Annotated in this window: 12 protein-coding genes and 1 pseudogene; 5 read left to right on the forward strand and 8 right to left on the reverse strand. The window is 74.6% G+C overall.

All coding sequences use genetic code 11. From position 1 onward, the window contains the following. Positions 1 to 152: 152 nt before the first annotated feature. The 4 genes from MFF58_RS15885 to MFF58_RS15900 all read right to left on the reverse strand — a co-directional run bounded on the left by MFF58_RS15885 (position 153) and on the right by MFF58_RS15900 (position 4,225). Positions 153 to 1,448 carry a M16 family metallopeptidase gene (locus tag MFF58_RS15885; protein WP_238289653.1) on the reverse strand — a complete coding sequence of 432 codons (1,296 nt, stop codon included), beginning with the start codon at positions 1,446 to 1,448 and terminating at the stop codon, positions 153 to 155. A 208-nt stretch (positions 1,449 to 1,656) separates the two neighbouring features. Beyond that, positions 1,657 to 3,069, reverse strand: coding sequence for a threonine synthase (gene thrC / locus MFF58_RS15890; protein WP_238289654.1), 1,413 nt, complete (start codon positions 3,067 to 3,069; stop codon positions 1,657 to 1,659). A gap of 119 nt (positions 3,070 to 3,188) precedes the next feature. Beyond that, positions 3,189 to 3,656, reverse strand: coding sequence for a hypothetical protein (locus MFF58_RS15895; RefSeq protein WP_238289656.1), 468 nt, complete (start codon positions 3,654 to 3,656; stop codon positions 3,189 to 3,191). Positions 3,657 to 3,799: 143 nt separating this feature from the next. Then, positions 3,800 to 4,225 carry a DUF4864 domain-containing protein gene (locus MFF58_RS15900; RefSeq protein WP_238289659.1) on the reverse strand — a complete coding sequence of 142 codons (426 nt, stop codon included), beginning with the start codon at positions 4,223 to 4,225 and terminating at the stop codon, positions 3,800 to 3,802. A gap of 407 nt (positions 4,226 to 4,632) precedes the next feature. Between MFF58_RS15900 and rutA the strand changes: the two genes are divergently transcribed. The 4 genes from rutA (at position 4,633) to rutD (ending at position 7,769) form a co-directional block, all read left to right on the forward strand. Continuing rightward, positions 4,633 to 5,724 (forward strand): pyrimidine utilization protein A, encoded by a 1,092-nt coding sequence (gene rutA, locus MFF58_RS15905; protein WP_238289686.1) that lies wholly within the window; start codon positions 4,633 to 4,635, stop codon positions 5,722 to 5,724. Beyond that, entirely contained in the window at positions 5,724 to 6,485 is a 762-nt protein-coding gene (rutB, locus tag MFF58_RS15910) for a pyrimidine utilization protein B (protein WP_238289661.1), read from the forward strand. The genes rutA and rutB overlap by 1 nt, the downstream gene beginning before the upstream one ends. A 118-nt stretch (positions 6,486 to 6,603) precedes the next feature. Then, positions 6,604 to 6,990, forward strand: coding sequence for a pyrimidine utilization protein C (gene rutC / locus MFF58_RS15915; protein WP_238289663.1), 387 nt, complete (start codon positions 6,604 to 6,606; stop codon positions 6,988 to 6,990). Further along, positions 6,987 to 7,769 carry a pyrimidine utilization protein D gene (rutD, locus tag MFF58_RS15920; protein ID WP_238289688.1) on the forward strand — a complete coding sequence of 261 codons (783 nt, stop codon included), beginning with the start codon at positions 6,987 to 6,989 and terminating at the stop codon, positions 7,767 to 7,769. The genes rutC and rutD overlap by 4 nt, the downstream gene beginning before the upstream one ends. A gap of 6 nt (positions 7,770 to 7,775) precedes the next feature. Here the strand turns inward: rutD and MFF58_RS15925 are convergent, their stop codons facing one another. Genes MFF58_RS15925 through MFF58_RS15940 form a run of 4 tightly spaced genes read right to left on the reverse strand, consistent with a single transcriptional unit; the run spans position 7,776 to position 11,495 of the window. Further along, positions 7,776 to 8,789 (reverse strand): hypothetical protein, encoded by a 1,014-nt coding sequence (locus MFF58_RS15925; RefSeq protein WP_238289665.1) that lies wholly within the window; start codon positions 8,787 to 8,789, stop codon positions 7,776 to 7,778. Further along, positions 8,786 to 9,832 (reverse strand): glycosyltransferase family 2 protein, encoded by a 1,047-nt coding sequence (locus tag MFF58_RS15930; protein WP_238289667.1) that lies wholly within the window; start codon positions 9,830 to 9,832, stop codon positions 8,786 to 8,788. The genes MFF58_RS15925 and MFF58_RS15930 overlap by 4 nt, the downstream gene beginning before the upstream one ends. Continuing rightward, positions 9,829 to 10,806 carry a glycosyltransferase family protein gene (locus MFF58_RS15935; RefSeq protein ID WP_238289669.1) on the reverse strand — a complete coding sequence of 326 codons (978 nt, stop codon included), beginning with the start codon at positions 10,804 to 10,806 and terminating at the stop codon, positions 9,829 to 9,831. Before MFF58_RS15935 ends, MFF58_RS15930 begins: the two co-directional genes overlap by 4 nt. Before the next feature lie 56 nt (positions 10,807 to 10,862). Beyond that, positions 10,863 to 11,495, reverse strand: a complete 633-nt coding sequence (locus tag MFF58_RS15940) for a PadR family transcriptional regulator (RefSeq protein WP_238289671.1) — start codon at positions 11,493 to 11,495, stop codon at positions 10,863 to 10,865. 347 nt (positions 11,496 to 11,842) lie between these two features. Here MFF58_RS15940 and MFF58_RS15945 point away from each other — a divergent pair. Then, positions 11,843 to 12,152 (forward strand): annotated as a pseudogene (locus MFF58_RS15945) (hypothetical protein); the annotation flags it as partial.

Here is a 12,152-nt window from a genome sequence, read left to right on the forward strand (position 1 = left end):
CGGCCCGGATTTTCCCGCCCGCGCCTTCAGCCCCCGAGGCTGACGGATGCCCGCACCGCCGCTTGCGCGGGGACGAGCGTCCCCCCGGCTGATCCCCGCCTCCGCGGGGGACGGAGGGGGCGCCACGCAGGTCCGGGCGATCGAATCGGGACTCAGGACGCCCGGAGCGCGGCCGCGATCTTGTCGAGGGTCGGCAGCTTGCGGATCGGGCCGATCGCCGCCAGCGTCGGCGTGCCCCGCAGCATCGCGGCGGCGGCGGCGCGCACGTCCGCGACCGTGACGGCGTCGACCTTGTCGATCACCTCCCCGGCGGGGATCACCCGGCCCCAGGCCAGGATCTGGCGGGCGTTGCGCTCGATGCGGCCGCCCGGCGTCTCCAGGGCCGAGAGCAGCGACACCTTCAGCTGCGCCTTGGCGCGGGCGATCTCGGGGGCGTCGAGGTCGCGGGCGGCCCGGGCGGTGGCGGCGAGCGTCACGTCGACGAGTTCGGGCAGGTCCGCCCCGGCGGTGCCGGCCCCGATGCCGAACAGGCCGCAATCCGAGAAGGGCCAGTGGAAGGCCTGGATCTCGTAGGCGAGGCCGCGGGTCTCGCGCACCTCCTGCCAGAGCCGCGAGGTCAGGCCGCCGCCCAGCACCTGCGCGAACATGTGCAGCGCGTAGTAACCCTCGTCCCGGAAGGAGAGGCCCGGCAGGCCGATCACCACGTTGGCCTGCTCGAGCTTGCGCGGCATCCGCCGCTCGCCGCCGCGGTAGAGGCCCGGCACCGCCTCGGGCGCGGCCTTCGCCGGCAGGGCGCCGAAATGGCGCTCGGCCGCGTCCACGATCGCCTCGTGGGTCACGGCGCCGGCGCCGGCCACGACGATCCGGTCCGGGGTGTATTCCCGGTCGAGATACGCGCGGATCCCGGCCTCGTCGAAGCTCCGGATCGTCTCCGGCCGCCCGAGGATCGGCCGGCCGACCGGCTGGTCCGGGAAGGCGGCCTCCGTGAAGGCGTCGTAGACCACGTCGTCGGGGGTGTCCTCGACGGCGGCGTATTCCTGCAGGATGACGCCCTTCTCCCGGGCGAGTTCGCCCGTGTCGAACACCGAATCGGTGAGGATGTCGCCGATCACGCCGAGGGCGAGGCCGGCATCCTCGCCGAGCACCCGGGCGGTGTAGCTCGTCCCCTCGGTCGAGGTGGCGGCGTTGATCTCGCCGCCGACATTCTCGATCTCCTCGGCGATGTCCTTCGCGGACCGGGTGCGGGTGCCCTTGAACGCCATGTGCTCGATGAGGTGCGACAGGCCGGCCTCGTCGGCGCGCTCGTTGCGCGAGCCGGCCCCGACCCAGACGCCGAGGCTGGCGGTGGCGACCCCCGGCATCGGCTCGGTGACCACCGTGACGCCGTTCGCGAGCCGCGTGGTGCGTAAGGACGGGGAGGCGGCGTGGGTGGAGAAATGCTGGTTCATCGACGGCTCGTCGCGCGGGGGGCCGGATCGGACGCGGAGGCCCTCCCCGCTCTGCGGGGGCGGGTGGACCCGGACGGGGATCGGGTCGGGACGGGGTCCGGCGCGGGGCGAACCCGGCTTCCGGACGGGGCGACAGCCGTCACGAGGGTCGAGCGATGTCCTGCACCGCCGCCCCCCGCTCCCGGCCGTGCTGCCGATTGCCCCACGCTCACGCCCCCCTCGCGATGCGGGCGCGCTCGCGGATCAGCGCCTCCACGGCGGCCTGGTCGTTCCCCACCCGGGTCAGGCGCTCGGGCCGGTCCATCAGGTCGGCGAGGTGCGGGGGCAGGGGCGGGCGCAGGCCGCCCGTGGCCTTGGCGACCGCGTCCGGGAACTTCGCCGGATGGGCGGTGGCGAGCGCCACCACCGGGGTCGCCGGGGCCTTCTCCAGCAGCCGCCGCCCGGCATGCACGCCGATGGCGCTGTGGGGGTCGAGCACCACGCCGGTGGCGGCCTGGGTCAGGGCGATCTCCGCCATGACCTCGGCCTCCGGGACCGCGACGGCGTCGAACTCCGAGCGGATGGTGGCCAGCACCTCCGGGCTCAGCGAGAAGCCGCCGGACTGCCTCAGCCCGGCCATCAGCCGCGACAGGGACGACGCGTCCCGCCCGAGGGCCTCGAACAGCAGCCGCTCGAAGTTCGAGGAGATCTGGATGTCCATGGAGGGCGAGGTGGTGGGCACCACGCCGCGCAGGTCGTAGGCGCCGTGCTCCAGGGTCCGGACCAGGATGTCGTTGGCGTTGGTGCCGATCATCAGCCGCTCGATCGGCAGGCCCATCTGCTTGGCGACCCAGCCGGCGAGGACGTCGCCGAAATTGCCGGTCGGCACCGCGAAGGAGACCGGCCGGCGGGGGCTCCCCAGCGCCACCGCGCTGGTGAAGTAGTACACGGCCTGCGCGGCCACCCGGGCCCAGTTGATCGAATTGACCCCCGACAGCCGCACCGAATCGGCGAAATCGGCGTGCTGGAACAGGGCTTTGACGAGATTCTGGCAATCGTCGAAGGTGCCGTCGACCGCGAGCGCGTGGACGTTGTCGGCCGGCACCGAGGTCATCTGCCGCCGCTGCACCTCCGAGACCCGCCCGTGCGGATAGAGGATGAACACGTCCACCCGGTCGAGGCCGCCGAAGGCCTCGACCGCCGCCGAGCCGGTATCCCCCGAGGTCGCACCCACGATGGTGGCGCGGGCGCCGCGCTGGGCGAGCACGTGGTCCATCAGCCGCCCGAGCAGTTGCATCGCCACGTCCTTGAAGGCGAGCGTCGGGCCGTGGAAGAGTTCCAGCAGGAACAGGTTGTCGTCGAGTTGGGTCAGCGGGCAGACCGCCGGATGGCGGAACGTCGCGTAGGACGCGTCGATCATCCGGTCGAGGTCCGGGCCGGCGACGTCGCCGTCGATCAGCGGGCGCAGCACCCGCTTGGCGGCTTCCGCGTAGGGCCGGCCGGCGAGCGCGGCGATCTCCGAGTGGCCGATCTGCGGCCAGGTCTGCGGCACGTAGAGCCCGCCGTCGCGGGCCAAGCCCGCGAGGAGCGCATCCGAGAACGAGAGCGGCGCGGCCTCGCCGCGGGTCGAGACGTGGAGCACAGGGGCCTCCGAGGGGAAGGCGCTCCCTCTACACGATGCGGACGGCCCTGTCGAAAGCCCTGGCGGCGCGTCGAGCCCTGGCGGCGTGCCGGCCCACCCCTCGGCGGGGCCGGCGGTCTTTACCGGGGCCGAACCGCCCGGTTCAGGGCCGGTTTCGCGGCCGCGCCGGTGAGCCGGACCGGCCCCGCGGCCTCCGTGCCGGCGGGGCGGAGCGCGTCTCGGAGCGCGTCGACGGGATCCGAATCCGCGCCCGCGCCAGCGACGCGGCGCTGCTGGCCGGCACCGCAGACGACGGGCGCGCACGTCACCTTCGGGCGCGAGGATGCCCGCATCGACGTGAAATGCGACGACGAACCGGTGCGGGCCTGCGCCGACATCACCCTGCAGAGGCGCGACAAGCCGGCGACGCCGCGGCCCGAAGCCCGATAGGCCGCCCCCGCCCCGGACCGGATCCGTCGCATCCGGCACCGGTCCCGGTCGATCGCTGCGGAAGCCCCGTCGCCCCGGGCGGTGCCGGTCGGGGCGGCGCCGCGCTCGGCGACGTCGGCCCCGTCCTGGGCCGCTCGGCCGCGCCCGCGGTGAGGCACACTGCGCCTCCGCCGAGCCCTCCGAAGGCCTCCAGCCGGGGACCGCACGGATCCGCGACCGATCCGCGGAAGCCGCAGGCCCGCGCGGGGCTTGCGCTGCGACGCGCGCGCCTGCGCCGAGGGCGCTCCGCCGGCGGACGCCCTCAGGCGCTGGTGCCCGGCGCCTTGGTCAGGCGGCAGCCGGTGATGCGCCATTGCCCGTCCGCCTCCTGGGCGAGGCTGTACTCGGCGGTCCAGTCGACGCCGTACTCGTCCTGGATCGCCACCGACTGGATCACGCCCGCCTCCTCGGTGTCCCGCGCCTCGCCGAACACGAAGCTGCGGTGGCGGTAGACCGGCCGGTACTGGTTCCGGACCATGCCGATGAACAGGTCGGCGTTCGGGAAGAGCGCCCGAATCCCCGGGCCGGCCTGCGCGTAGGCGGTCTGCGCGTCGTCGCGGCCGAGGGCCTGCTCCTGCTTGGCGATCACCGCCCGGGCCGCCATGCGCCCGGCCTCGTCGGCCGCCGCCGGTCCCGCGGGGCCGAGGCCGAGGACGAAGCCGAGGAGGAGGGCGGGCCACGCGCGCATCGACGGTCACTCCGGCTGGACGGATCCAAGATCTATCATCGCCCTACGGACATGGTCTTCGGTTCGGCGACGACAATCGCCACGCGACGTTCCTGGCAGATTAGCGGAACGGAAATCCGTGTTCACCGCGGCGCGCGCGATCCCGCGGGGCGCGCACGGGTTGAGCAGCCATCGCGTTCCGGTTGTGCAAGCCGCTGGAAAGATGGGCATTTCCCCTCCGCGGCGGCGCCGCGGGTTTGACCCCCCGCCGTGCTTTTGCGAGCCTTTGCGCGCCGAGTCGGTTCGGGGGACCGGCCGGGCGAGCCAGGACGATGATGCAGAGCCACGCGGACGACGATGCTGCCGCCCGGGCAGTTCCCGCTCCGGACCTCGCCGCCGGCCGGGTATCCGCCGACGGCGCGCCGGCCATGAGCGTCGGGGTGTTCATCCCGATCGGCAACAACGGCTGGCTCCTGTCGGAGAACGCCCCGCAGTACCGCCCGAGCTTCGCGCTCAACAAGGCGATCACCCTGAAGGCGGAGGGCTACGGGCTCGATTTCGCCCTGTCGATGATCAAGCTGCGCGGCTTCGGCGGCAAGACCGAGTTCTGGGACCACAACCTCGAATCGTTCACCCTGATGGCCGGGCTCGCGGCCGTCACCACCCGGATCAGGCTGTTCGCCACCGCGGCGACCCTGTGCCTGCCGCCCGCCATCGTCGCCCGCATGGCCGCGACCATCGACTCGATCTCCGACGGGCGCTTCGGCGTGAACCTCGTCACCGGCTGGCAGAAGCCGGAATACGACCAGATGGGCCTATGGCCCGGCGACGCGTATTTCGCGAAGCGATACGACTACTTGGCAGAGTATGCTCAGATCCTGCGCGAGCTGTGGGAAACCGGGGTGAGCGACCGGAAGGGCACGTTCTTCCAGATGAACGATTGCCGGTTGAGCCCCCGGCCGCAGGTGCCCGTGAAGATCATATGCGCCGGCCAGAGCGGGGCGGGCCTCGCCTTCACGGCCCGCTACGCCGACTACAATTTCTGCCTCGGCAAGGGCCTCAACACGCCCACCGCCTTCGCGCCCGTGGTGGAGAAGCTCGCCGAGGCCCGCGCGCAGACCGGACGGCGTGTGACCGCGTTCGCCCTGTTCATGATCATCGCCGACGAGACCGACGGCGCCGCGCTGGCGACCTGGGAGCACTACCGGGCGGGGGCCGACGCCGAGGCGATCGCGTGGCTCGGCCTCCAGGGCGCGGCCGACACCCAGTCCGGCGGCGATACCAACGTGCGCCAGCTCGCCGACCCGACCTCGGCGGTGAACCTCAACATGGGCACCCTCGTGGGCAGCTACGCCAGCGTCGCCGCGATGCTCGACGCCATCATGACCATCGACGGGGTGGAGGGCGTGCTCCTGGTGTTCGACGACTTCCTGAAAGGCCTCGACGCCTTCGGGACGCGGATCCAGCCGCTGATGCGCACGCGCCGGCACGCCGCCGCAGCGCTCGCCGAGGTCGCCTGATGGACGCGCCCGCAGGCCACCGCGACCCGCACGGCCGCCACGGCGGCGTCGTCCTGCCGGCCCGGCCCGAGCCCATCGCCTTCGACCCCGCCACGACCGTGCTGATCGTGGTGGACGTCCAGAACGCCTACGCGAGCCCGGACGGCTACCTCGACCGCGCGGGCTTCGACGTGTCGGGCACCGGTCCGGTGATCGCGCGGATCGCCCGGGCGGTGGCGGCCGCGCGGGCGGCCGGCATCGGGATCCTGTGGTTCCAGAACGGCTGGGATCCGGCCTATGCCGAGGCCGGCGGCCCGGGCTCGCCGAACTGGCATAAATCCAACGCTCTCAAGACCATGCGTCGGAATCCTGAGGTGAACGCGCAGCTCCTGGCCAAGGGTTCCTGGGACTACGCCCTGGTGGATGCCCTCGCGCCGGAGCCCGGCGACATCGTGATGGGCAAGCCGCGCTACAGCGGCTTCTACAACACTCCCCTCGACAGCACCCTCAGGGCCCGGGGCGCGACCACGCTGGTGTTCACCGGCATCGCCACCAACGTCTGCGTGGAATCGACCCTGCGGGACGGATTCCACCGGGAATACTTCGGGATCGTCCTGGCCGACGCCACCCACCAGGCCGGCCCGGAGAGCCTGCAGCACGGGGCGCTCGCCAACATCGAGACCTTCTTCGGCTGGGTCTCGGACGTGGCGTCGTTCGAGGCGGCGCTCGCAGCAGGCCCGCACGCGGCGGTTGATGCGGTCGGGGTCGATATGGCCGGATAAGTGCATTGCGTGCCCCGCCGGTCACCGGCAGGGTGCACGAACGCCGCCGCGACGCGGCGCCTCCCGCGCGGCCTGTCCGAGCCCGGACGACAGGTCGAACGCGGGAGGCGTCGGGAGCATGCCGAAGCAGGTCGTGATACCGCCGGGGACCGGCAAGCCGCTGGCCCCCTACGTGCCGGGCACGCTGGCCGACGGGGTGCTGTACGTCTCGGGCACGCTGCCGCTGGATGCCGACGCCCACGTCGTCCATGCCGGCGACGCGGCGGCCCAGACCCGCCACGTGCTGGAGACCATCAAGGGCGTCGTCGAGGCCGCGGGCGGCACGATGGACGACGTGACCTTCAACCACGTCTTCCTGGCGGACTGGGCCGACTACGCGGCGATCAACGCCGTCTACGCTGCGTATTTTCCGGGCGACAAGCCGGCGCGCTACTGCATCCAGTGCGGCCTCGTGAAGCCCGACGCCCGCGTGGAGATCGCCTCGATCGCCCATATCGGCCGCTGATGGGACCGCTCCACCACGCGGTGGCCGGCCCGGCGGCGGGGCGGCCGGTGCTGCTGTCGCCGGGGCTGGGCGGCGCGGCGGGCTATTTCGCGCCGCAGATGGCGGCACTGACCGGGCGGTTCCGGGTCGTCACCTACGACCATCGCGGCACCGGGCGCTCGCCCGGCCCGGTCGAGCCCGGCCACGACATCCCCGCCATGGCGCGGGACGCGCTGGCGGTGCTGGACGCGGCCGGGCTCGACCGGGCCGACGTGGTCGGCCACGCGCTGGGCGGCCTGATCGCCCTCCAGATGGCGCTGGACGCCCCCGACCGGGTCGGGCGGATCGTGGTGATCAACGGCTGGGACGTCCTGGACCCGGCCACGCGCCGCTGCTTCGCGGCCCGCCGGGCGATCCTGGCCGGGGGCGGGCCGGAAGCCTTCGTGCGGGCGCAGGCGCTGTTCCTGTACCCGGCGCCCTGGCTGTCGGCCGAGGCCGAGCGGGTCGCCCGCGACGAGGCGCAGGCCCTGGCGCATTTCCCCGGCGCCGAGACCGTGCTGACGCGGATCGGCGCCCTGGAGCGCTTCCGGATCGCGGACCGCCTCGGAACGATCGGTCACGAGACCCTGGTGATGGCCGCCCGGGACGACGTGCTCGTGCCCTACACGCGCTCCGAGCGGCTGGCGGCGGCTTTGCCCAACGCCCGCCTCGCCCTCGCCACCGAGGGCGGCCACGCCCACAGCGTCACCCGGCCCGAGCCTTTCAACCGGGCGCTGCTGGATTTCCTCGGCCGGGCCTGAGGCGCCTCACGGCCGCAGGACCAGGAGCGGCAGCGCGACCGCGTCGACGGCGGCGGCCAGGACCGGGAGCAGCGCCGGCCAGCGCAGGGCCGCCGCCGTGCCGATCCGCCCCCGGGCGAAGGCCAGCACCAGCGGCGGCATCAGGGGCAGCAGGTCGCGCAGCTGCAGGTCGCGGGCGGTCCCGGCCGGGGCCAGGGCCTGTGGCAGGACCGTGAGCCACAGACCCATCAGGATGCAGCCCGCGAGCCAGATCCGCTCCGCGGACGGGGGCAGGGGGCCGCGCCGCAGGGCGAGGGGGGGCACCAGCAGGGCCGCGGCCCAGAGCCCGTAGAGGGGCCAGGGCAGCGGGACGGTCGGGGCCGGATCGGATCCGCCGACGGCGGGTGCCCCCAGGACGGCGGGCGCCCCGAGGAGGGCGGGCGACACGAGGAGGGCGGGCAGCAGCGCGAGGGCGGCGAGCGGCAGCCGCTCCCGGCCGAAGCGGGCGAGCCGCTCCGGCGGCGGGACCGGCACCAGCAGCATCCCGGCAAGCGGCGCGCAGGCCGGCCGCGCCAGCACCGCGAGGGCGATCGCCAGCGCCGCCCCCGCGAGGCGCCAGGGCCGGCCGCGGCCCGTCAGTGGCCGGGGCGTGAGCAGCGCCGCCGCGAGCGCCGTCAGCCCGAGGACCGGTCCGAGGACCAGCCCGTCCGGCTCGGACGCGGCCGCCAGGGCGGACGGCAGGCCGAGGAGCGCGAACAGGGCCTCCCGCCCCCGGACGGCCACCGACAGGGCGGTGACGCCCAGGGCCAGGAAGGCGGCGATGGCGACGCCCTGCCCGAGCCGGGCGGCACCCGCGGGGTCGAGGCCGAGCATCGTGCCGGTCCGCAGGCCGAGGGCGCCGGGGAGGAAGCGGCCGGCCGCGAGGGCGTGGCCCGCCGCGTCGGCAGGAACGCGCAGCGCCAGCGCGATGCAGACCGGCAGGCCGAGGCCGAGCAGGGCGAGGCTCCAGAACCGGGCGTCCCCGGCGACCGGGGGGCTCACCGTCGCGTCCGGGACGCGCCCGGGCGGCCTGGCAGGCGGCGCGAGAGGCGGCGCGACAGGCGGCCCTGCAGAAGGCCCGGCAGCAGGTCGGGCAGCGCCGCGGCCAGAAGCGCCGCGGCGCGCAGGACCTCCGCGGCCTCCCCGGTAGAGCGCCCGGTGGCGTGCCCAGGGGAGTGCCCGGTGGAGCGCCCGGTGGAGCGGCGGGCGAGCGCCAGGACGAGCCGCAGGGGGACCTGCGCGCCGAAGCTCGCGGCCGTGAGGGCGAGAGCCGCCGCGGCGCCGTGGTGTTTGCCGGCGTAGAGGATCTGGCTGCGCAGGAAGTAGAACAGCCGCCGCGCCCGCACCTGCCGCGTGGTGCCCTGGCCTTCGTGGCGGGCGGCCGCCCCGGCCACGTGCCGCACGGAGAAACCCGCCGCCCTGGCGCGGGCGCAGAGGTCGACATCCTCCCAGTACACGAAGAAGCGCGGGTCGAATCCGTCGAGGGCGGCGAACAGGTCGCGGCGGATCATCAGGAAGGCGCCCATCACCTGATCGACGGCTCGGTCTTCCTCGTGGTCCCAGTCGAGGAGGAAGTGCGGCCGCACGAGGCCCAGCCGGTCCAGCGCCAGGGCGCGGCCGAGGAGGCCGCGGGCGGAGGGGGCCCGGGCGCAGGAGCGCGCGGTCCGCCCGTCCGGATCGACGAGCCGCGCCCCGACGATCCCGGTCCGGGAATCGGCCGTCAGGGCGGCCCGGGCGAGGCCGAGGGCGTCGGCCGCGACCTGCGTGTCCGGGTTGAGGAACAGGATCGCGGGGGCATCGCCCGCGGCGGCGCCCTGGTTGCAGGCGAGGCCGAAGCCGAGATTCTCGGCGTTCCGGATCAGCCGGAGCGGGCGGGGCAGGGCGGGCAGGTCCTCGGTGGAGCCATCCGTCGAGGCGTTGTCGACCACCGTGACCTGCACGGAAGCGGCGTCCCGCCCGGCCGCGAGGCTCGCGAGGCAGGCGCGCAGCAGGGCGCCCCCGTTCCAGTTGACGATCACCACGTCGAGGGCAGGGCGGTCGGTCACGGCGGGTCTTTCGGTGGATCTTGCGGCGGATCTTGCGGCGGATCTTGCGGCGGATCTTGCGGCGGATCTTGCGGCGCGTCTTGCGGCAGGTCGTGCGGCGGACCGAGGCGCCCGAGGGCGCCGTCCCGGGCGGCCGCGAGGAGCCGCAGCACCACGGCGGGACGGAAGCCCGCATCCGCCCAGTAGAGCCCGGCCTGGAGCGGGAGATAGGCGAGCTGGGCGAGCTTCCAGCGGCGCGGCACGTGCGGCAGACGCCACGCGTAGACCGCGTTGCGCAGGTAGGTCGCCATCCGGAACAGGGGCTGGCGCGGCATCGTGACTCCGCAGGCGCGGATCACCCCGCCGCCGACCCGGTGCGGAATCGCGGCGTCGCGGGCGAGGTAGCAGCCGTGGCCGCGGCTCCAGGCGCGGAAGCACCATTCGAGCTCGACCCCGTCGATGAAGAAGTCGGCGCGGAACGGCCCGACCTGCGCGAACGCCGCGAGGTCGATGAGCGAGCCCGAGGTCGCCAGGAACTGCACCGGGGCGAGGCCGTCCCGCGCCGGAGCGCCGGGGCGGGGCGGGTAGGCGGGGGGCTTGTGGCCGGCGGCGGGCGCCGGGGCCGGTCCCACCACCGCCACCGGGCATCCGGCGCCCCGCAGCCGGTCCAGCGCCGCCAGCAGCGTCACGGCGAGGTCCGCGGGCGGCTCGGAATCCTGGTCGAGGAGCAGGAGGGTGTCGGCCCCCGCGTCGCGGGCGGCCCCGGCGATCCGGTTGAGCGCCTCGGCGATGCCGAGGTTCGTCCCCGCCGACAGCAGGGTCACGCCGGCCCGGGCGAGGCGTTCCGCCGCCTCGGCCGCGAGGCCGCCGTTGTCGAAGGCGATCACCGCGGCGAACCCGGACCCGGCCTGCGCCCGGACGCGCGCCACCTGGTCCGGATCCGGCCGGAACAGGGTGACCCCGAGGGCGAGGCGGCTCAGCCGCGGATCGGGCACCGGCCCGGGCCGCGCTCCGACCCCCACCCCGCCCCCCGCTTCGGGTCCCCGGCTCCTCACGCCTGCTCCACCGCGGCGGTCGCCGCCTCCAGGGCGGCCGTGACGGCGGCGGCCTGCTCGGCGCTCAGCGGGCCGCGGGCGAGCCGCATCTGCAGGGCGAGCTTCAGGCCCTCCTTGGCGCGCACGACCGAGGGCGGCGGGCCGTCGCCCCGGGCGGCCTCCGCCTCGGCCATGCGGGCCAGGATCGCCTCGAGGGTCGGGCGGTTGCCGTCCAGGAACGCCTGTCCCTCCGGGGTGAGCGTGTGCAGCCGCTTGGTGCCCTCCCCGGGGGTCACGGTCACGTGGCCGAGTTCCTCGAGGAGCGTGAGCGTCGGGTAGACCGTGCCGGGGCTCGGGCTGTAGGCGCCGCCGACCCGCTCCTCGATGGCCTTGATGATCTCGTAGCCGTGCCGGGGCTTCTCGGCGATGAGGTGGAGGATGACGAGGCGCAGGTCGCCGTGGGCGAAGAAGCGCGCCAGGTCGCCGCGGCCGCCGCGGCCGAACATCCGGCGGTCGCCCGGCCCGCGGCCGTGACGGCCGTGGGGACCGTGATGCCCGCGCGGATCGCCCCCCGGCGGACCGCTATGGGCGCGGAACCGGTAGGGGTCGAAGGGATCGGCCTGGACGCCATCGGGTGGATAGGCATGCATGGATGCGACTCGATTTCGATATGACGAAATTCTAGATATATCGAAACTGGATCGTCATCAAGGCCGGGGATCGCGGCCGGACCGTCCCGTCGGGGACCGGACCGGCGGCTCAGGGGACGATCCGGACGCGCGGCCCATGGTTTACGGGCTCCGCCGGTTCCGTTAGTGCGACGGGTAACCAGACCCATGCCCCTCTCGCGCCGCCTCGCGTCCCCGACGCTGCCCGCCAGCTGCCGCCCATGAACCGATCCGCGAACCGCGCGTCGACCGCGCCCGACCCGAGGGCGGCCGACCGAGGCCACGCCCCGTGATGGCCCGCGGCGAACGCTCCTGCGCAGAGGCCTGAGATGCGCCTCGGCTCCGACGGCACCGGCCGGACCTCCCCCCTGACGCAGCTCACGCGCCGCCTCGTCCGCCTGCGCGATCCGCTGGCGCGACCCGCGGCGCTGCACCGGTTCTGGGGCGGGACGGGGGCGTCGGACGGCCCGGAGCTCGAAGGGCGCCTGGTCGCCGCGCTGGCGCCGTACTTCGACGCGGATTTCTACTCGAGCTGGTACGGGATCACGGCCGATCCGGTGCGCGACTACCTCGTCCACGGCTGGCGCGAGGGCCGGGACCCGCGGCCCGACTTCTCCTCGGCCGCCTACCTCGCCGAGC

Origin of the sequence: Methylobacterium longum (genome assembly GCF_022179385.1) — a bacterium.
In the GTDB taxonomy this organism is placed as follows: Bacteria; Pseudomonadota; Alphaproteobacteria; order Rhizobiales; family Beijerinckiaceae; genus Methylobacterium; species Methylobacterium longum.